Origin of the sequence: Pseudomonas sp. KUIN-1 (genome assembly GCF_009176725.1) — a bacterium.
GTDB lineage: Bacteria > Pseudomonadota > Gammaproteobacteria > Pseudomonadales > Pseudomonadaceae > Aquipseudomonas > Aquipseudomonas fragariae.
Window position 1 is genome coordinate 1,654,776 of the sequence record NZ_AP020337.1, and the last position, 19,089, is coordinate 1,673,864.

The following is a 19,089-nucleotide window of genomic DNA, read 5'->3' on the forward strand; positions in this document are numbered from 1 at the left end:
CACCAGTTCGCTTCGGTGGTGAGAAGGAAAAGCTGTCTTCATATAATAAAGCTTGACTCGTCGCTTTTGAGAGGATAATTTTTATTCAAGTCTGATGTTGGATCCGAACGATGCAGATTTTTTAGCTCTGACGATTAGGCCGTTTCGCGATAGCATGATTGATGCCGTTGTATTTTAATGTATACTAAAGCCATGTTGACTGCCTTTTTCTGTTGGGGCATATACTTCTTTTGCAGGCGGAAAGTTGGCAGTGCTGTGGGTCTTTAAACCCTCCGACGTAGGCTTTCGCTCAGCTCGGCTGATCGTACCGCGAACTCGGCGGCAAAGGTATTAGTATTATTTATGGAAATAGGTGCATTGCTGATTGCGATGCGAGCTCGGCAGTTGGCGGGGCGGGGGCGCCAGCCTTAGAAAGCCTCATTCCCCACAGCCTTATATAGAGATTGGACGCTCGGTATATGATTATGTTGCTCCGCTTTAAGGCGGCTCATCTTTGATGTCTGCAGGGGCGTTAAGGAATTCGGTCAGGTCGAAAAAAGTCGGTATACGCAAGCCAATGCGTGGTCGACCAGCGGTCGTTAATGCTTACTAATCTTAGCGGACTAATAGGGTTTGAAGGGATTGGTTTAGGAATTTTGGATGTTGACGACTGCTGTGCACAGCTGCCGTTTCAGCTTTAGTTTAAAAAAACGTAACCGGGCAGCACGTCAGGTTGAAGAGGATAGCGTCACGTTATGGATGACCATTTTAATTCACCCAGTATTGATATTTTGTACGACTACGGTCCCTTTCTGAAAAAATGTGAGATGACGGGAGGCATAGGCAGCTATTCATCCGGAACGCCCACCCCTCGGGTAGCGATAGTCGGTGCCGGCATCAGTGGGCTGGTCGCTGCAACTGAATTATTACGTGCGGGAGTCAAGGACGTTGTTTTATATGAGTCGCGTGATCGAATCGGGGGGCGGGTATGGTCTCAAGTGTTCGATCAGACTCGTCCACGTTACATTGCAGAAATGGGTGCGATGCGCTTTCCTCCCAGCGCAACTGGCCTTTTCCACTACCTGAAAAAGTTTGGTATTTCAACGTCGACCACCTTTCCGGATCCAGGTGTGGTGGACACGGAGCTGCATTACCGTGGTAAACGCTATTACTGGCCAGCGGGCAAAAAGCCGCCCGCATTATTCAGGCGAGTTTATGAGGGGTGGCAGTCTTTATTGCGCGATGGTTACCTCCTTGAAGGCGGTTCTTTAGTTGCCCCGCTGGACATTGCCTCCATGCTCAAGTCGGGTCGTTTTGAAGAGGCAGCGATCGCATGGCAAGGATGGCTCAATGTATTCCGAGATTGTTCATTCTACAACGCGATTGTCTGTATTTTTACCGGCCCCCACCCGCCAGGCGGTGACCAATGGGCTCGCCCTGAAGACTTTGAGCTGTTCGGCTCGCTTGGCATAGGCTCGGGTGGTTTTCTGCCAGTCTTTCAGGCTGGCTTCACGGAAATACTCCGGATGGTCATCAATGGATACCAAAGTGATCAGCGACTGATTCCGGACGGGATATCCAGTCTGGCCACGAGACTCGCTGATCAGGCATTTGACGGCAAAACGTTAAGGGAGCGCATTTGTTTTAGTCGGGTAGGCCGCATTTCCAGAGACTCTGAAAAAATCATCATCCAGACAACAGCAGGAGAACAGGGCTTATTTGATCGAGTGATTGTCACTAGCAGTAATCGAGCCATGCAAATGATTCATTGCCTCACGGACAGCGAGCGCTTCCTGAGTCGTGACGTCGCTCGTGCTGTCCGCGAAACCCACCTGACCGGATCATCGAAGCTTTTCATTCTCACCCGTACTAAATTCTGGATAAAAAACAAACTTCCGACCACCATCCAGTCGGACGGCTTGGTGCGCGGCGTCTATTGTCTGGATTATCAGCCCGATGAACCTGATGGTCACGGAGTTGTTCTGCTCAGTTACACGTGGGAAGACGACGCTCAAAAAATGCTGGCGATGTCTGACAAAAAGACACGTTGTCAGGTACTGGTTAATGACCTCGCTGCGATGCATCCGACGTTCGCCAGTTATCTCCTGCCTGTTGAGGGGGATTATGAGCGGTATGTATTGCACCATGACTGGCTCACCGATCCCCATTCTGCGGGCGCTTTCAAACTCAATTACCCCGGCGAGGATGTTTACTCGCATCGATTGTTCTTTCAACCGATGACAGCGAACAGTCCCGATAAAGACACGGGGCTCTATCTGGCTGGCTGCAGTTGCTCTTTTGCCGGAGGGTGGATCGAAGGTGCTGTCCAGACAGCATTGAACAGTGCCTGTGCCGTGCTGCGCAGCACCGGAGGGCAGGTGTCAGAAGGCAACCCGCTTGACTGTATTAACGCCTCCTATCGCTATTAGCAGTCCTGAGAGAAGCGCTTATACAGGGAGAAGAGTATGCGCGAAATGATCACACTTGAATCGCTGTGCCGGGCATTGGCCGATGAACAGATTGCCGCTGAAGAGCTGCGCGGGCGGGCGCTCGACACTGAGGCCCGCTTGACCCTTTTGAACTGTTTCATACGCGAGGGCGATGCGGTCAGCCAGTTTGGCGAGGCTGATCAAGCAAGGAAGGGTACTTCACTCTGGGGCGTGCCAGTTTCCTTCAAGGATAATATCTGTGTTCGCGGTCTGCCGTTGACGGCCGGGACGCGAGGGATGTCCGGTTTCATAGCTGATCAGGATGCTGCGATTGTCAGTCAACTCAAAGCCCTCGGGGCTGTGGTTGCTGGCAAGAACAATATGCACGAACTTAGTTTCGGGGTGACATCCATCAATCCTCATTGGGGAGCCGTGGGAAACCCCGTTGCCCCCGGGTATTGTGCCGGGGGCAGTAGTGGTGGAAGTGCCGCCGCAGTGGCAAGTGGAATCGTTCCGCTGTCGGTGGGGACCGATACGGGGGGCTCGATAAGAATACCGGCGGCTTTTTGCGGCATTACGGGCTTCAGACCCACTACTGGACGCTTGTCAACGGCAGGCATTATCCCTGTTTCTCATACAAAGGATTGCGTTGGGTTACTGACACGAACAGCAGGCGACGCCGAATTTGTGTATGGGCTGTTGTCAGGCAAGCAGCAGTCTTTTCCTCTGAACAGGACGGGTCCCTGTCGAATCGGCCTACCGGTCTCCATGTGGTCTGATCTGGATGGCGAGGTGGAGAGGGCATGCATTAATGCACTCAGCCTGCTGCGCAAGACAGGGTTCGAGTTTGTTGAAATTGATGATGCCGATATTGTGGAACTGAACCAGACACTCACGTTCACCGTTCCGCTTTACGAATTCTTTGCCGACTTTGCTCAGTCATTGCTCTCCTTGGGCTGGAAGCACGGTATCCATCATATTTTTGCGCAGGTTGATGATGCCAACGTAAAAGGCATCATCAATCACCATCTTGGAGAGGGCGCTATAAAACCGGCTCACTATTTGAGTTCACTGCAAAATGGCGAGCTGTTGAAAAGAAAAATGGATGAGCTATTTGCTCGTCATCATATCAAGCTCCTGGGGTATCCCACGGTACCTTGCCGGGTACCTCATCTGGATCATGCTGACCGACCAGAGTTTTTCAGTCAGGCCATTCGCAATACCGACCTGGCCAGCAACGCGATGCTCCCCTCTATAACGATTCCCGTCGGGCCGGAAGGGCGGTTGCCGGTCGGCTTGAGCTTTGACGCGCCCAGAGCGCGAGATGCTTTTTTACTGAGCAACGTGAGTCTTATAGAGAAAGTATTAAAGGGTTGAGGTTTCAGTTGCCGACGCTTGTTGACGGGGTGTCGCGGTGTCGGCGTTTATCTACGCAAACCGACGTCAGGAGTTTCGATGAGCGTTTCCGAAAGACGCGTCTCTAGGTTGTTTGATCCAGGTAGTTTCAAGGAGGACCTCGAGGGCCAGAACACCCATTTCATCTGCGGGGCAGGAACGATCCACTCAATCAAGACCTATGTTGCGATGAGTCGCGGTCGTGACTGCGAGTTTCAAAGCAGTCGGCAATGGAGTACGGCTCAGCAAATTATAAAAACGGTAGGTTTGGCACGAGCTGCTGAAGCCCCGCTTATCTATATTCAAGATAAAATCGGGGACAATAATGATACTGAAGGCTTTGATACAGCCAGGGTTTTTTCTTCAGATATGTCAAGTTTGCTTCTTTCCCCGTCCGGGATGGGCAGCGTCAGCGCATCGCTGGCAGAGTTGGCAAAACTCAATTTGCTGATGTCCGTGATTTTAGGGCCGACATCAGGGCCTTTGGCGTTACCTGTGATGCTCGCCGATCTGGTGCTGATGACTCGTCGAGGAGCTTTGTGCATGGGACGACCTGACATGGTCAAGGCGATGCTCGCTCAACAGACCGATCTTTATTCCCTCGGCGGGTCCGATATCCACAGTACCGCGTCTGGGTCCGTGCACTTGGTTTTTGACGACGAGGCTGATCTGTTCGCCGATCTGAGAAAACTGCTCTTATATCTGATTGCTGGAAAAAGCTCGACGTACGGTGAGTTTTCAACCCCGCTTGAAGTGGATTTCAGCCGCCTGTTGCCCCCGTCTCATAATATTCCTTTTGATGTGCAGCATCTGGTACGTTCATTTGTCGATAGCGACAGCCTGATCGAAATCGGTGCCTCTCATGCGCCTGAGGTTTTAGTCGGGCTGGCCAGCCTGCAAGGGCAGGTTTTTGCCGTGGTTGCCAACAACTCCGCGCATGGCGGCGGCGTCATCTACAAAAGGACCGCCCGCAAAATGATTCATGTCATTGACCTGGCTGGGAAAATGAGCTTGCCCATTTTGTTTATCGCAGATATTCCTGGGATCATGATTGGGGAAGAGGCTGAACGCGATGGGATTTTTGCCGCTGTGGCAGATTTATTCAGAGCACATACCCGATGCAAGGTAAAAAAATTATTGTTGGTTGCTCGGAAGGCGTACACCGGTGGTGTTTATGCCATGAGCGGGCCAGGCTTTGAACCTGTCGCCGTGCTGGCCTATCCTGACGCCAATATAGGCGTTTTCAGTACCCTTACCATGGAAAAGATCATCAAGTCCTCAAGCATGACCGATGCGCAGAGAGCTGTGGTGTCCGCATTGGATGAGGAAATCAGATCGCCGCTACTGCTCAAAGACAAGGGCTTGATTACCGATGTCATCAGTGTGCGAGATACACGGGAAGCAGTGTTCAAGTATCTGTTTCATTAGGAGTGTTCAGCTCCGTACCTGACGGCGTCCCAGTGGTGGGCACCAGCAATTACTGCCCTGGGTTGCGTGCCCCTTCGCAATTGCAAAACTTGATGAGGGAATGACAGAAAACGTCTGGGTTGCCAAACAGATTGGACGGCCTGCGATCAAGGGCTTCAACACCGTGCTGGCTTATACCTTGGCAGAGCCAGGCTTTCCGAAGGGTTGCCCAGGACGCTTGGCAGCAGCTGTGGCAGGTAACGATCAAGGCAACGGCCTTCCTCATCTACCATGTATTCATCGGCGACCTATTTCGCCAAGAACGATTGTCCTGCAGTCCATAGCTGAACCTCGACACTCCAGAACGGTTTGGGTACGAAGTTTGAGATATCCCGGTCGCCGTCAACCACCAGCCGAAGGGGCGGTGCTTGAACGCTTCCGACGGAGAGCACACCGGTATACTCGGACTGTCGGCCCAGCAAGGTGAAAAGCCGCGAAAAAGTTCATGCCGGTGAGCCGGTCCGCTCTGGAGCGAGCGCGGAGAGATACAGCGGGTAGGTTTCAGAGCCTTGTTTGACGCTGTTGAGTGCCTGGTGGATGGATGCTTCGTTGAGCGCTGACAGCCAAAGCCTTTGAATCGGTCCCCGGTGCCCACAATAGTCGATCAGCGCGCGATCATCTCCCGCGGTCAGCGTCCGTCGCAATCACGAGCTCGGTGGCCTGCTTGAGTAGTTGCTTGACGATCTTGAACTGATCGGCTGTTTTCGGCTTGACGAGCACTTTCCATTCCGCAGGCAGGATTGTAAGTATGTCCAAGCTCCAGTTTTTCAGGCGCTCTCCATAGGCATCGGGAGGAGCTGTTTTCAGTAGGTGTCCGCCCCCCCCCCCAGTTCACGGCCACACCATTGCCTTTGATGCAGCCGTCACCTCGTGTTTTGGCTCCGAGCACGGCGGCGATGTCTTTACCTCTCGCACAGATACAAGCGCATAAGTAGCGCCCGTTCATCAATATGCTACCTCCGCCGGATTCTGGTACAAGGCTCGGACACGTTTCGCGGCGGCCGGCGCTGCATCTGAGATGAGATTCGTAGCATGTAGATGGATGCCGAGATGGAGCGCTGGCAGCACCTATTGCCCGAGCCGGTACATGAGCGCTTGCGGCATGAATCTATGGCCTCGGATCAATCGCCTGCTATCAAGGTGAAATGGGACGCGTATTGCGGTCTATGCCGGGAGGATTGATCTCGCTTGAGGAAGGCGGGCGCTGACCCACGGCGGCGCGCTGTTCCGGCATCTGGCTGCGGTAAGATTGGCCGTGTAGTGGTTTGTCAATATCAATAACCCGTGTACCCGCCGGGCTTATCAGATCGCCCTGCAGGACTTCTGCAGTTTCGTCGGCTCGGCCTAGGCGTTTCGCGCCGTGGCGCGCTCAGTTGGATTTCTGATTCGTCCGATATCAAACTCATTGCCCGCGCTTTGGTGTCGTATGCGCTGATCGTCTTGCCATAGCCAACGGCAAGCGTGCCTAACGACAACAGCGTCCATTAGGTCTTTTTAAAATCGGTGCGTCAGAGAGGACAAATAATGCAAGTGCTCTGTTCGATAATAAAGTTAATTATTCGCTGCCTCTCTGTGTAACTCATTATTATGAGTTGTGGATTTGGGGTTGCCAGGCGTGCGCCGAGACGAATTTTAGTCGTCCGTTCGTCGACATGCGTCAAAAAAATTATAGAAAATGAAAAGAGTGACGACATAGTGGCTTATAGCCATGGAGCGGCCTTTTATCTTTAGTTCGAGACCCTCGGTTATGAACAGGCTTATCCTGCCTCGGCACCTCTTTGTCCAGAAAACACATACAGTTCGAGTATTTACTCAAGTACTTCAATGGCCCTCCGGATGACGCCGCAGTGAGTTCAGATCTGTGACGTGACCTTTTTACCGAGCGTGTCGAGGGTTTCAGCAGATTCACATTATCAATTCATCCTGATGCGTATCGGACTCTATGTTCCGCTACCTGTCCGGCGGACTTTTATTTTCAAAAAATCAATGAGTAAAGATATATGTCCAGCGCAACATCTGGTGTGTTAAGTAATATGACGGTTCGGGCGAAGCTACTGGTGGGTTTCGGACTGTTGATTTTAATGATTTTGTTAATGGCTTATACGGGAAAGGATGCCACCGATACGTTGAAGCGTCGGGCTGAACTGTCTGGGGATATTGCTCAATTCAGCTCGATCGCCCGAGACATGCGTATCGAGCGTTTGGTTTATTTTTTAAAAGCGGATGATGCACAGGCTTCAAAGTGGTTGGAGGCACTCGAGCGGACGGAGCGTCAGCTGGTGAGCATCTCGCCCCGTTTCAAAACAGCCAATAACATCGCGCTGCTCAAAGAAGCCCAAACGACGATGCAGCTTTACCGTGGGTTCTATACTCGATCAGTCGAGGCTACTCGAGAGCGTGAGCAACTGCGGACCCTTGCCGGCGCTTCGGGCGAAACGATTAACGGTTTGTTGCTGAAGATCGCAGAAGCCGCCAACGACGAGAGCGGGAATGCCGCGGATCGTCAGAAACTCCCTGCACTGTTTATCTCTGTCCAGAAGATGCGAACCGCGTTTCGCTCTTATACGGCATCCCCGAGTAAAAGCGGGGAAGACACTGTCCGTCAGGCAATAGCGCAGGTGGTGGCCAGTATCGACACGCTCAAAGATACCAGTTTGCCCCGTGCTGACGTTCAAGCGTTGGCGGCAGGAATGGCCACCTATAGCGGGCAACTGGAAACATTAGTTGCCGCTCAGGCCAAAGTTGATGAGGCTCAAGGCGGTATCACAACGTCGATCGCCACCATTCTTGGCATTACGGACAAGATGACGGCTATCCAGAATGAGTTTCGTGCCTCCGATGCAGAGAAAGCACAGGAGAAGATTTTGCTCTGGCTGGGCCTTTCTGCTCTCTTGGGTGTTCTTGCGGCCTGGTTGATTACTCGATCAATTGTTCATCCACTCAAAGAGACTGTTGAAATCGTTGAAGTCGTTGCAGAAGGGGATTTTACGTACAAAACGCAAGTGACTCGAAATGATGAGTTGGGCGCGTTGCAGGGCAGCATGCTGCGCATGACGTCCGGGCTCCGAAGCTTGATTGGGGAAATGAAAGAGGGAATCGTGCAGGTGGCAAGCGCGGCAGAGCAGCTTTCAGCAGTAACCGAGCAGACCAGTGCGGGCGTGAACGCGCAGAAGCTGGAGACTGAGCAGATTGCCACTGCGATGCAGCAGATGACAGCCACTACTCATGAGGTATCTCGTAATGCAGCCCAAGCCGTAAATACTGCGCAAATCGCCAGTCAGTTGGCCCAGAAAGGTGGGCAAGTCGTTGACAGGACTCGTTCCCAGATAGAGACCCTGGCGCGTGAGATGAACATGACCAGAACAGCGATGGCGGCGCTTAGAGGGAATACTCAGAGCATCGGTGGCGTGCTGGATGTGATAAAAACGGTGGCTGATCAGACAAACCTTCTGGCGTTGAACGCGGCCATTGAAGCTGCGCGTGCCGGGGAGGCAGGACGTGGTTTCGCTGTCGTCGCGGACGAGGTAAGAGGCCTGGCCGTGCGCACCCGCACGTCGACAGACGAGATCGCGCTGCTTATAAACGAACTGCAAACCAGTACCGATCATATGGGCCAGGTTCTAGAGCAAAATCTGGCACTGACGGACAGCAGTGTCGAACTGTCTACGCAAGCCAGCGAAGTGCTGCAGAGTATTACCGCATCTGTTCATGAGATTGAGGTGATGAACGAACAGATCGCCGTTGCTACTGAGCAGCAAAGTAACGTCGGTGAAGAAATAGGCAGGGGCGTCACGAATGTCAGGGACATTTCAGACCAAACAGCCGCCGCCAGTGAAGAGACAGCGACATCGAGTGTTGAATTGGCCAGAGTCAGCGCCAGACTGCAGGAGATGACCAACCGGTTTAAAGTCTAGCCTGAAGGTCTGGCCCAATGCGTTTGTGGCTTGGGTCAGGCCTCAACAAGACCAGATCGAGTTCATACCGCGTTGCGGCACTCAGCCGCCATGCATGGGCTGCCGGTACGGCTGAAAAGAGCGGCCGCACAAGAGAATTGGCTATCTACAAAGACGAGTACCTATCGAGTCATCCGGGCGACGGGGGGGGGGAGGTGGGACTGATCTGAAGCAAGCGTTCAAAGCGTCGGAAAACTTATTGAATGTTGCTCCCAAGGGGTGATCTATAGGGGCGGCGTTTTTGAATATTGCGAGGCTGTAGCAATTGTCGTGGTGGGTGGTCCCGGCGCCGCCATTCCGGGCGTCGATTCGGTTCAGCCCCACACCAAAAGATTCAGGAAAGGTAGAAATGGAAAAAGAGGCTTTTTTGCAACTGCTGGCTGCCGAAGGGTTCGGCACCGTTGTTGAAGTCGAGCGCGAAGCGTTTGGTACGCTGGACTCGCATGCCCACAACTTCGAGGCGATGGCGCTGGTTCTGCACGGCAGCCTGGTCATCCATAAATCTGATGGCGATTTCACCTACAACTCAGGAGATATTTTTCACCTGGAATGTAACCAACCCCATTCGGAAGTGTTTGGTGAGCATGGCGTACGGTACCTGGTGGGAAGAAAGTGACGAAGCTGGCATTTCAGCCTGGATTCATGTGATGTCAGACGTACAGGAAAGACCATGTTCGAACATCTTGACCTCAACGCGCTGATCGCCGCCTACGGCTATTGGGTCATTTTCCTGGGCTGTTTGCTGGAAGGCGAAACAGTGTTGATCCTTGGTGGTATGGCTGCGCACCAAGGTGCTCTGCAATTGCTGCAAGTGATCGGCTTGGCCACGTTGGGCGGTATGCTCGGCGATCAGTTGCTATTCTGGACCGGACGTTATTCCGGGGAGCGCCTGCTGCCCAGACTCAAACGTCACCAATCTGCCATCAAGCGGGTCGAGGGTCTTATCCAGCGTTACCCCACGACCTCCGTATTCGCTGTTCGCTTCCTCTACGGCATGCGCCTGGTGGGGCCTATGGTGATAGGTGCAAGTGGCCTGTCACCCTGGCGTTTCGCCCTGATAAATGTGCTGAGTGCGGCAGTCTGGGCAACCCTGTTCGTCTGCGCCGGCTATTGGGCGGGGGAAGCGTTACAGCATCTACTCGGCGACCTGAAGCCCTATCGTCTGCCGATCTTCCTCGCGGTGGTAGCACTGGTGATTCTTGCTGCGTTGGTGCGGTATGTGCGCCGCCGATCCAAGGCAACGCATGATTGAGGCGGTGGAGTCGGCGCGCATGGCTGTAGCGCGCCTTGCCGACGTTGAGGTCGACAGCCAGTACCTGGCTTTCCGTGCCCCCGGCAAGCGGTCTTCAAGAACCCTTCTCATCGCTGCCCGCCGAGCCAGAAACAGCTGTTAAATCAGTTTTTTGGCGCTAGAATCGGCGCGCCTTAAGAAGTCTGGCCGATATCCACCGGATATCAGCCATAAGCCTTTGTACAGATGGCGCAGCCTCTGTCAGGCTTTTTTTATTGCCTGTATTTCGGGTGTAAACTTGCCTTTCGCGCACTGGCGCTTTCAGGTCCCGTGAACATGACACAGATCTCCGAACGTTTCCTGGTGCAGGCGCATCTCGATGCCAAACAGCCCAGGACGTTGAGCCCGGCAGAGCAGGCGCGTTACCGTGCCGACATTGCTGCTGAACTCAAGAAGCAGGACGCCGTGCTGGTTGCTCACTATTACTGCGATCCGGTTATTCAGGCGCTGGCCGAGGAGACTGGTGGCTGCGTGGCCGACTCCCTGGAAATGGCGCGCTTCAGCAATAACCACGCGGCCAGCACTGTATTGGTGGCGGGTGTGCGTTTCATGGGCGAAACCGCGAAGATCCTCAACCCGGAAAAACGCGTGTTCATGCCGACGCTTGAAGCCACCTGCTCGCTTGACGTGGGGTGCCCGGTCGACGAGTTTTCCGCCTTTTGCGACCAGCACCCGGAACGTACCGTGGTGGTGTATGCCAACACCTCAGCAGCCGTCAAAGCCCGCGCGGACTGGGTGGTGACCTCAGGCTGTGCGCTGGAAATCGTCGAGAGCCTGATGGACAACGGTGAGAAGATCATCTGGGCGCCAGACAAGCACCTGGGCCGCTACATTCAGCGTGAAACCGGAGCCGACATGCTGTTGTGGGACGGTGCCTGCATCGTCCACGAAGAGTTCAAGTCCAAGCAGCTCGAAGACATGAAAGCCCTGTACCCCGAGGCGGCGATTCTGGTTCACCCGGAGTCGCCGGAAGCGGTCATCGAGCTGGCTGACGTGGTCGGCTCGACCAGTCAGATGATTGCCGCAGCGCAACGCCTGCCCAACAAGACGTTCATCGTTGCCACTGACCGGGGCATCTTCTACAAGATGCAGCAGCTGTGCCCGGACAAGATCTTCATCGAGGCGCCTACGGCCGGCAACGGCGCGGCGTGCCGGAGTTGTGCACATTGCCCATGGATGGCGATGAATACGCTTGAACGCACCTTGCAGTGCCTGCGTGAGGGCAGTAACGAGATATTCGTCGACCCGGCGCTGATCCCCCATGCTGTACGCCCCTTGCAGCGCATGCTGGACTTCACTCAGGCAGCGCGTTTGCGACAGGCCGGCAACGCCTGACAGCGGTCATGAAAAAGCCCGACTGAAGCGTCGGGCTTTTCATTGTTGTACGTGTCAAGCCGTCTTGCGACGCCGGACGATCAGTTCATCATGTCCTTGACCATCCGCTCCTGCTCGATCAGATCCTTTTGCCGCGCATCGATACGTGACGCCAGCTGAAAATTATTGGCCGCACGGCGTTTGGCGAAGTCCAGCTGCTGGATCGCCTGACGGAAATCACCGACCAGCGCAAAATACTCGGCGCGCGCCTGATGCAGGCCGATCGTGTTGCCGTTCAGGCCACGGGTTTCCGCCACGACGTACCAGATGTCCGGATCATCCGGGCGGGTCTTGAGCAGTGCTTCAAGGCTTTTCTCGGCTTCGGCCGTGCGGTTCTGCTTGAGCAGCACGTCGATACGCACGTCATTGAGCGGATAATTGCCGGGGTACAGCGTCAGCATGCGATCGACACGCTGCTGCGCATCGGCCAGGCGGTTATTGGTGATGTCCAGGTCGATCTGCGTCAGGTTGTAGGTAATGTCATTCGGCGCTTTTTCGAGCAATGGCTTGAGGGTTTCCCTGGCCTCGTTCAGTTGTCCGCCCTTGATCTGCGCGATGGCCAGGCCATAGCGCGCCGGATCGGATTTCGGGTTTTCAACCAGTTGCGCACGGAAGCGTTTGGCGGCAATGCCTGGGGTTTCTTCGTAGATCAGCGCCACGCGGGCGCGCATCAGTTGGTACAGCAGACTGTCTTCCTTGCCGCCCGGTTTGGCCTGCTCGGCACGGTTGCGTGTGTCGGCGATCCGCGACTCGCTGACCGGGTGAGTCAGCAGAAACTCCGGAGGCCTGGCGTCGAATCGATACTGGCGCATGAGGCGCTCGAACATGGTCGGCATGTTGCGCGGGTCATAACCGGCCTTCTCCAGGTTGAGAATGCCGATGCGGTCGGCTTCCTGCTCGTTCTGGCGCGAAAAGCGCCGTTGTTCCTGGATCGCGGCAGCCTGTGAGCCGGCGATGGTGGCGATACCCGCGTCACCGGCGCCTGCGGCTGCCATGACGATACCCGCCAGCATCGCGGCCATGACCGGCACCTGCATGCGTTGCTGGGCCTCGATGCCCCTGGCGAAGTGGCGTTGTGACAAGTGAGCCAGCTCGTGAGCCAGTACCGAGGCATACTCACCCTCGGTCTGAGCGTTGAGAAACAACCCGCCGTTGACGCCGATGATGCCGCCGGGTGCGGCAAAGGCGTTGAGCTGCGGGCTGTTGATCAGGATGAATTCAAGCCGCCGGTCCTGAACCTGACTGGTCTCGGCAAGGCTGTAGACCGAAGTCTCGACGTAGTCCTTGAGTTGCGGGTCCGACAGCTGCGCCACCTGGCCGCGCAGCAACCCCAGCCACGCGCGGCCCAGACGGTGCTCCTGTTCGGGGGAGACAATCGAGGAGCTGGCGTCACCAAGCGAGGGGAGGTCATCCGCCATGCCGTGTGTAGCGAACAGGCAAGCGAGGGTGAGCAGTGTAGGACGCAAAAAATTCATGCATGAAGCTCTGGTCAGAAGAACCTGTACTGTAGCTGGCTCAATGGCGTGCTGACCAGAGTGAGGTATTCTTGCCGCCTTGTTCGTCCTGCCTTTTCTGACCTGCTTTGTAATTCGATGTGTCCGCCTGGAGATAAACGATGTCTGACGCTGTAGTGCGCCCCGAGGCCTGTGACGCCGAACTGGATGCCAGTGGTCTCAACTGTCCGCTGCCCCTGCTGAAAGCCAAGATGGAACTCAACCGCCTGGCCAGCGGCGCGGTGCTTAAAGTAATTGCCACCGATGCCGGTTCGCAGCGCGATTTTCGAACTTTTGCCAGGCTCGCCGGGCATGAGTTGCTGCATGAAGAGGTCGATGCCGGCATTTATCGTTACTGGCTGCGCAAGGCCTGACCCACTGCCGCGTTTTTTCCGAAAAGGATGTTTGATGTTCAATGTGCTTCGCAATTGGGTGCAACGCTACTTCTCTGACGAAGAGGCGGTGGTCCTGGCGGTTTTGCTGTTTCTGGCGTTCACTCTTGTCCTGACGCTGGGCGGCATGCTGGCGCCGGTCCTCGCCGGTCTGGTGCTGGCGTTTCTGATGCACGGGCTGGTCAGTGCCCTGGAGCGCCTGCGCATGCCCGAAATGGCCGCCGTCGGTCTGGTGTTCACCCTGTTCATCGGCGTATTGCTGGTGTTCCTGCTGGTATTGGTGCCACTGCTCTGGCACCAGTTGATCACTTTGTTCAACGAAGCCCCGGGTATGCTCGCCAAATGGCAATCCGTGCTGCTATTGCTGCCCGAGCGTTATCCGCACCTGGTGTCCGACGAGCAGGTGCTGCTGGCCATCGAGGTCGCCCGGGGTGAGGTGGGCAAGATCGGTCAACTGGCGCTGACGTTCTCGATCTCCAGCCTGCCGCTGCTGGTCAACCTGATGATCTATCTGGTGCTGGTGCCGATTCTGGTGTTCTTCTTCCTCAAGGATCGGCACATGATCGGCCGCTGGGCGCGTGGCTATCTGCCGCGTGAGCGCGCTTTGATCAACCGGGTGGCGGATGAGATGAAGCGCCAGATTGCCAACTATATTCGTGGCAAGGTCATCGAGATTTTTATCTGTGGTGGCGTGACCTACATTGCTTTCGCCGCGCTCGGGCTCAATTACGCAGCGTTGCTGGCAATGCTGGTCGGCATATCAGTGGTCGTGCCCTATGTCGGCGCGGTAGTGGTCACCGTGCCGGTGGCGTTGATCGGTCTGTTCCAGTGGGGCTGGGGTGACCAGTTCATCTACCTGATGATCGCTCACGGCATCATTCAGGCACTGGATGGCAACGTGCTGGTGCCGCTGCTGTTTTCCGAGGCCGTCAATCTGCACCCGGTGGCAATCATCTGCGCCGTGCTGCTGTTCGGCGGGTTGTGGGGGTTCTGGGGGATCTTCTTTGCGATTCCGCTGGCCACGCTGTTCAAGGCCGTGCTCGACGCCTGGCCGCGCAATGAGCCGACGGTAGCCCCGTTGCTTTGACGCGATAGCCGCGACAGCAGGGCTGAATCGCTGCGGCACCTTGCGCGCCGCAGCGGGGTACGCGGATCAGCCTTTGTTCAGGGCTTCGGCCTGCGCCAATACTTCAGCCACATGGCCCGGCACTTTCACGCCGCGCCATTCCTGACGCAGTACGCCTTCCTTGTCGATCAGGAAGGTGCTGCGGTCCACGCCCAGGTATTCCTTGCCATAGAGCTTCTTGAGCTTGATGACGTCGAACAGCTGGCAGACGGCTTCGTCCTTGTCCGAAATCAGCTCGAACGGGAAAGACTGCTTGGCCTTGAAGTTTTCATGGGTCTTCAGGCTGTCGCGGGAAACACCGAGCACAACCGTGTTGGCTGCCTGAAACTGCGCGATATGGTCACGAAAGTCCTGACCCTGCGTGGTGCAGCCGGGCGTGTTGTCTTTCGGGTAAAAATAAATCACGACCTGCTGGCCCTTGAGCGCAGACAGCTCGACAGTCTGTCCGCTGGTAGCGGGTGCCTGAAAATCGGGAACCGGATGATCTACTGTGACAGTCATGAGGACTCCTTACATTGGGGCTTGTGGGCGCCAGGGTTCGATCAGTGCGTCCAGATTCAACGCGTCGGCGAAATCGAGGAATTGATCGCGCAGCCAGCTGATCTGCGTCCCGGCAGGCAGTGTCACCGTGAACGTGGCGTTGAGCATGGTGCCGCCGGTCTGCGGAGCCTGATAGGTGTCGCAGATCAGGTTCTCCAGCTCGACGTTGTGGTCGATGAAGAACTGGCACAGCTCATTGATGATGTCCGGGCGGTACGCCGAGCTGACGTAGGCCACGTAGGGCAGGGCCTCAGGACGGTTCTCAAGAGTGGCGCTGCGCACGACGCTGGTCGTGAACGCATGCTTCTTGGAGAGGCTCGACAGACCGGTTTCAAGGCGCGCCAGAGCGTCCCAGCTGCCCGACACCTGAAGAATCAGCGCACTGCACTCGCCGTGGCGGGTGAGGCGCGAGGTGACGACCGAGCAGCGGTTTTCATGGCTGGCGCGGCACAGGACGTTGGTCAGCTCCATGGGGTTTGCGCCAAGGGCACTGATGACAAGGAATTGTTCGCGAACTGTGGGGGTGGACGACATGCAGCATTCCTAGACGATGAGCGGTCGGTACTTTTTCGGACTTGCGGGGCTGTTTCGACAATCGATGGCGCAAGATTACTTGCCGGGTCCCTCGGCGCCTGGCTCGCATGGATATACCATGACTGGGCTGGAGTGCGCTGGGGCGGGGCTTCTGGCGACAAATTCGACCGATTGAGCGAGGTGCGCAGGTGACCAGTACCGATCAAAGGACGAAGGGTAGCGAAAACCATCGCTCAGGGGAATGCTCAGAGCGCGGTACTTCGCTTGTACAAGGCTGATAGCGCCAGTACCATTACGGCTCTCTTTTTCCGGCAGGAGCGGTTGCATGATTGCGGGCAGTATGGTGGCACTGGTCACACCAATGGATGCACAAGGTCGTCTGGACTGGGACAGCCTGAGCAAACTGGTTGACTTCCACTTGCAAGAGGGCACCCACGCCATTGTTGCCGTAGGCACCACCGGTGAATCGGCGACGCTGGATGTGGACGAACACATCGAAGTCATCCGCCGGGTGGTCACTCAGGTTGCAGGTCGCATTCCGGTCATCGCCGGTACAGGCGCCAATTCGACGCGTGAAGCTGTCGAACTGACCACCAACGCCAAAAATGCGGGTGCCGACGCGTGCCTGCTGGTGACGCCTTACTACAACAAGCCGACTCAGGAAGGCCTGTTCCAGCATTTCAGCCACATCGCCAATGCCGTCGACATCCCGCAGATCCTCTACAACGTGCCGGGCCGTACGGCCTGCGACATGCTGCCAGAGACCGTTGCGCGTCTGTCGACGGTAAAAAACATCGTTGGTATCAAGGAAGCCACCGGCAACCTGCAACGCGCCAAGGACATCCTGGCCAGCGTCAGCAGCGATTTTCTGGTGTACTCCGGCGACGACGCTACAGCAGTCGAATTGATGCTGCTGGGCGGCAAGGGCAATATTTCCGTCACCGCCAACGTTGCACCGCGCGCCATGAGCGATCTGTGCGCAGCGGCCATGCGTGGCGATGCGCAAACGGCCCGGGCGATTCACGAAAAGCTCATGCCGCTCAACAACACCCTGTTCATCGAATCCAACCCTATCCCCGTGAAGTGGGCCTTGCATGAAATGGGTCTGATGCCAGACGGTATCCGTCTGCCGCTTACCTGGCTCAGCGAAGCCTGTCATGAACCGCTGCGTCAGGCCATGCGCCAGTCCGGCGTCCTGGTTTAATTGAGGAAGTATCACGCAATGAAGCGATTGGCCGGACTTTCCGCACTTGCTCTTATTATCTCCAGCACCAGCGGTTGCGGTTGGCTCTGGGGCGAAGATGGTTACTTCCGTGATCGCGGCAGCGATTACCTCCAGGCGACCCAGACCCCACCCATGCAGTTGCCCGCCGATGTCAGCGGCGTCAAGCGTCTGGATCCTTTGCTGCCGATCCCGCGTAACGTGGCTGACAGCACTCAGAAAGACGGCGAGTACACAGTGCCGCGTCCTCAGCCGCTGGGCACGACTTCCGAGTCGAGCGACTTCAGCCTGCAGAAGAGTGGTGATGCGCACTGGATCCTGGCGCAGCGTCAGCCCGCCGAAGTCTGGCCGGTGGCTCATCAGTATTTCGAAGACAACGGTTTCCGTATCGCTGAAGAGCGTCCGCAGACCGGCGAATTCAGCTCCTCGTGGCAGCGCCTCGATGAGCTGTCCGCTTCGGTGGCCAAGCGCCTGAGCGCTGCTGGTGTCTCGGCCGACTCGGAAACCCGTGTACGGGTTCGCATCGAGCCGGGCGTGCAGCGCAATACCAGTGAAGTCTACGTGGTCAGCGTTGAGCGTCCTGCCGGCAGCACTGCCGACGTGGCCTTCCCGACGCGTACCACCAACCTGGGCCTTGATGCAGCACTGACCGACGATCTGCTGGCCAGCATGGGCCGCAACGCCGAGAAGGGCGGTTCTATTTCCCTGCTGGCGGCACGTGACTACGACACCCCGAGCCGTGTTGCCTTGAGCGAAGACGGCAGCGGCAACCCGGTCTTGAACCTCGGTGCCGATCTGGACCGCGCATGGTCGAGCGTTGGCCGTGCGCTGGATCAGGGCGACTGGCGTGTCGAGGACATCAACCGCAGCCTGGGTCTGTACTACATCAACCTGGCTGAAAAGGCCAAGACGCCTGAAAACGAGCCTGGTTTCTTCGGCCGCATGTTTGGCAGCAAGTCGACCAAGGAAGAGATCGATGCCCGTGCCGAGCGCTATCAGGTCCGCCTGAGCAAGGTCGGTGACAACGTTCAAGTGACCGTCGAGAAGAACATCAACACCGTTGCACCTGCGGATATCGCACGTCGGGTGTTGAGCGTTATTCAAGACAACCTGGGTTAAGTGCGTTTCGCGGTTCTCGGCAGCGGCAGTCGTGGCAACGGCACGCTGGTCGCAAGCAACGATACGTACGTACTGGTCGATTGCGGTTTCTCCCTGCGGGAAACCGAGCGGCGCCTGGCTCGTCTGGGCGTCTCGGCAAGCCAGCTGAGCGCCATACTGGTGACCCACGAACATGCCGATCATGTGCATGGCGTGGGTTTGCTGTCGCGGCGCTACAATGTGCCGGTCTACCTCAGCAGCGGGACGTTGCGCGGAATGCGCAAGCCGGTTGAAATTGCCGGCCTGCTGGCAGGCGGGGAGAGTCTGCAGATCGGCGCACTGGACATCGACGTGGTGTCGGTCGCCCACGATGCGCTTGAACCGACGCAGTTCGTCTTCAGTGACGGCAAGCGCCGCTTCGGCCTGTTGACCGACCTTGGCTCTTACTGCTCCAACGTATTACAGCGTTATCAAGGCCTGGATGCCTTGATGATCGAGGCCAATCACTGTCGCGACATGCTTGCCCGAGGCCAGTATCCGGTCTTTCTCAAGCAGCGCGTGGGCTGTGAAACCGGTCATTTGAACAACCATCAGGCCGCCAATCTGGTGAGCGAACTGGGATGGCAGGACCTTCAGCACCTGGTGCTGGCGCATCTCAGCAGCAAGAACAATCTGCCGCATCTGGCCCGGCAATGTTTTGTCGATACCCTCGGGTGCGACCCGGACTGGCTGCAACTGGCCGATCAAGATTCAGGGCTCGACTGGCGACATATCGCCTAGCCCAACTACTTAGCAA

15 protein-coding genes and 2 pseudogenes are annotated in these 19,089 nt (G+C 56.3%); 13 read left to right on the top strand and 4 right to left on the bottom strand.

Annotation, left to right across the window (positions count from 1 at the left end; all coding sequences use genetic code 11):
• Window positions 1–734: 734 nt before the first annotated feature.
• The 3 genes from iaaM (at window position 735) to KUIN1_RS07950 (ending at window position 5,231) form a co-directional block, all read left to right on the top strand.
• A complete protein-coding gene (gene iaaM, locus KUIN1_RS07940) occupies window positions 735–2,408 on the top strand; it encodes a tryptophan 2-monooxygenase (protein WP_004406103.1) in 1,674 nt (557 codons plus the stop codon).
• A 36-nt stretch (window positions 2,409–2,444) separates the two neighbouring features.
• On the top strand, window positions 2,445–3,785 hold the full coding sequence (locus KUIN1_RS07945) for an amidase family protein (RefSeq protein ID WP_004406102.1): 1,341 nt from the start codon (window positions 2,445–2,447) through the stop codon (window positions 3,783–3,785).
• A 78-nt stretch (window positions 3,786–3,863) separates the two neighbouring features.
• Window positions 3,864–5,231, top strand: coding sequence for a carboxyl transferase domain-containing protein (locus KUIN1_RS07950; RefSeq protein WP_024641898.1), 1,368 nt, complete (start codon window positions 3,864–3,866; stop codon window positions 5,229–5,231).
• Between the two features lie 290 nt (window positions 5,232–5,521).
• Here the strand turns inward: KUIN1_RS07950 and KUIN1_RS07960 are convergent.
• A pseudogene (locus KUIN1_RS07960) lies at window positions 5,522–6,199 on the bottom strand (DNA topoisomerase); the annotation flags it as partial.
• Between the two features lie 1,164 nt (window positions 6,200–7,363).
• On the opposite strand from KUIN1_RS07960, the pseudogene KUIN1_RS28555 reads away from it, so the two are divergent.
• From KUIN1_RS28555 to nadA, 5 genes and pseudogenes are all read left to right on the top strand, one after another.
• Window positions 7,364–8,326 (top strand): annotated as a pseudogene (locus KUIN1_RS28555) (methyl-accepting chemotaxis protein); the annotation flags it as partial.
• Window positions 8,327–8,353: 27 nt separating this feature from the next.
• Entirely contained in the window at window positions 8,354–9,184 is an 831-nt protein-coding gene (locus tag KUIN1_RS28560) for a methyl-accepting chemotaxis protein (RefSeq protein WP_373686961.1), read from the top strand.
• A gap of 388 nt (window positions 9,185–9,572) precedes the next feature.
• Window positions 9,573–9,839, top strand: a complete 267-nt coding sequence (locus KUIN1_RS07975; protein WP_011267084.1) for a cupin domain-containing protein — start codon at window positions 9,573–9,575, stop codon at window positions 9,837–9,839.
• A gap of 54 nt (window positions 9,840–9,893) precedes the next feature.
• A complete protein-coding gene (locus tag KUIN1_RS07980; RefSeq protein ID WP_116866405.1) occupies window positions 9,894–10,475 on the top strand; it encodes a DedA family protein in 582 nt (193 codons plus the stop codon).
• 315 nt (window positions 10,476–10,790) lie between these two features.
• Window positions 10,791–11,849 (top strand): quinolinate synthase NadA, encoded by a 1,059-nt coding sequence (gene nadA / locus KUIN1_RS07985; protein ID WP_011267086.1) that lies wholly within the window; start codon window positions 10,791–10,793, stop codon window positions 11,847–11,849.
• Window positions 11,850–11,929: 80 nt separating this feature from the next.
• Here nadA and KUIN1_RS07990 read toward each other — a convergent pair whose 3' ends face one another.
• Window positions 11,930–13,363 carry a M48 family metalloprotease gene (locus tag KUIN1_RS07990; protein WP_003409438.1) on the bottom strand — a complete coding sequence of 478 codons (1,434 nt, stop codon included), beginning with the start codon at window positions 13,361–13,363 and terminating at the stop codon, window positions 11,930–11,932.
• Window positions 13,364–13,503: 140 nt separating this feature from the next.
• Between KUIN1_RS07990 and KUIN1_RS07995 the strand changes: the two genes are divergently transcribed.
• Both KUIN1_RS07995 and KUIN1_RS08000 read left to right on the top strand, forming a co-directional pair.
• Window positions 13,504–13,755 (top strand): sulfurtransferase TusA family protein, encoded by a 252-nt coding sequence (locus KUIN1_RS07995; protein ID WP_003317380.1) that lies wholly within the window; start codon window positions 13,504–13,506, stop codon window positions 13,753–13,755.
• Window positions 13,756–13,789: 34 nt separating this feature from the next.
• On the top strand, window positions 13,790–14,860 hold the full coding sequence (locus tag KUIN1_RS08000) for an AI-2E family transporter (RefSeq protein WP_011267087.1): 1,071 nt from the start codon (window positions 13,790–13,792) through the stop codon (window positions 14,858–14,860).
• Between the two features lie 66 nt (window positions 14,861–14,926).
• Here KUIN1_RS08000 and KUIN1_RS08005 read toward each other — a convergent pair whose 3' ends face one another.
• The gene (locus tag KUIN1_RS08005; protein WP_003317382.1) at window positions 14,927–15,400 is read right to left on the bottom strand and encodes a peroxiredoxin; all 474 of its coding nucleotides are present in this window, start codon (window positions 15,398–15,400) and stop codon (window positions 14,927–14,929) included.
• Window positions 15,401–15,409: 9 nt separating this feature from the next.
• Window positions 15,410–15,973, bottom strand: a complete 564-nt coding sequence (locus KUIN1_RS08010) for a glycine cleavage system protein R (protein WP_003317383.1) — start codon at window positions 15,971–15,973, stop codon at window positions 15,410–15,412.
• Between the two features lie 325 nt (window positions 15,974–16,298).
• On the opposite strand from KUIN1_RS08010, the gene dapA reads away from it, so the two are divergent.
• The 3 genes from dapA to KUIN1_RS08025 are packed head-to-tail and all read left to right on the top strand — an operon-like array spanning window position 16,299 to window position 19,073.
• A complete protein-coding gene (gene dapA / locus KUIN1_RS08015; protein WP_152091919.1) occupies window positions 16,299–17,177 on the top strand; it encodes a 4-hydroxy-tetrahydrodipicolinate synthase in 879 nt (292 codons plus the stop codon).
• Window positions 17,178–17,195: 18 nt separating this feature from the next.
• A complete protein-coding gene (gene bamC, locus KUIN1_RS08020; protein ID WP_004406091.1) occupies window positions 17,196–18,314 on the top strand; it encodes an outer membrane protein assembly factor BamC in 1,119 nt (372 codons plus the stop codon).
• Complete coding sequence (locus KUIN1_RS08025) at window positions 18,315–19,073, top strand: MBL fold metallo-hydrolase (protein WP_004406084.1); 759 nt, start codon at window positions 18,315–18,317, stop codon at window positions 19,071–19,073.
• The last annotated feature ends 16 nt before the right edge of the window (window positions 19,074–19,089 follow it).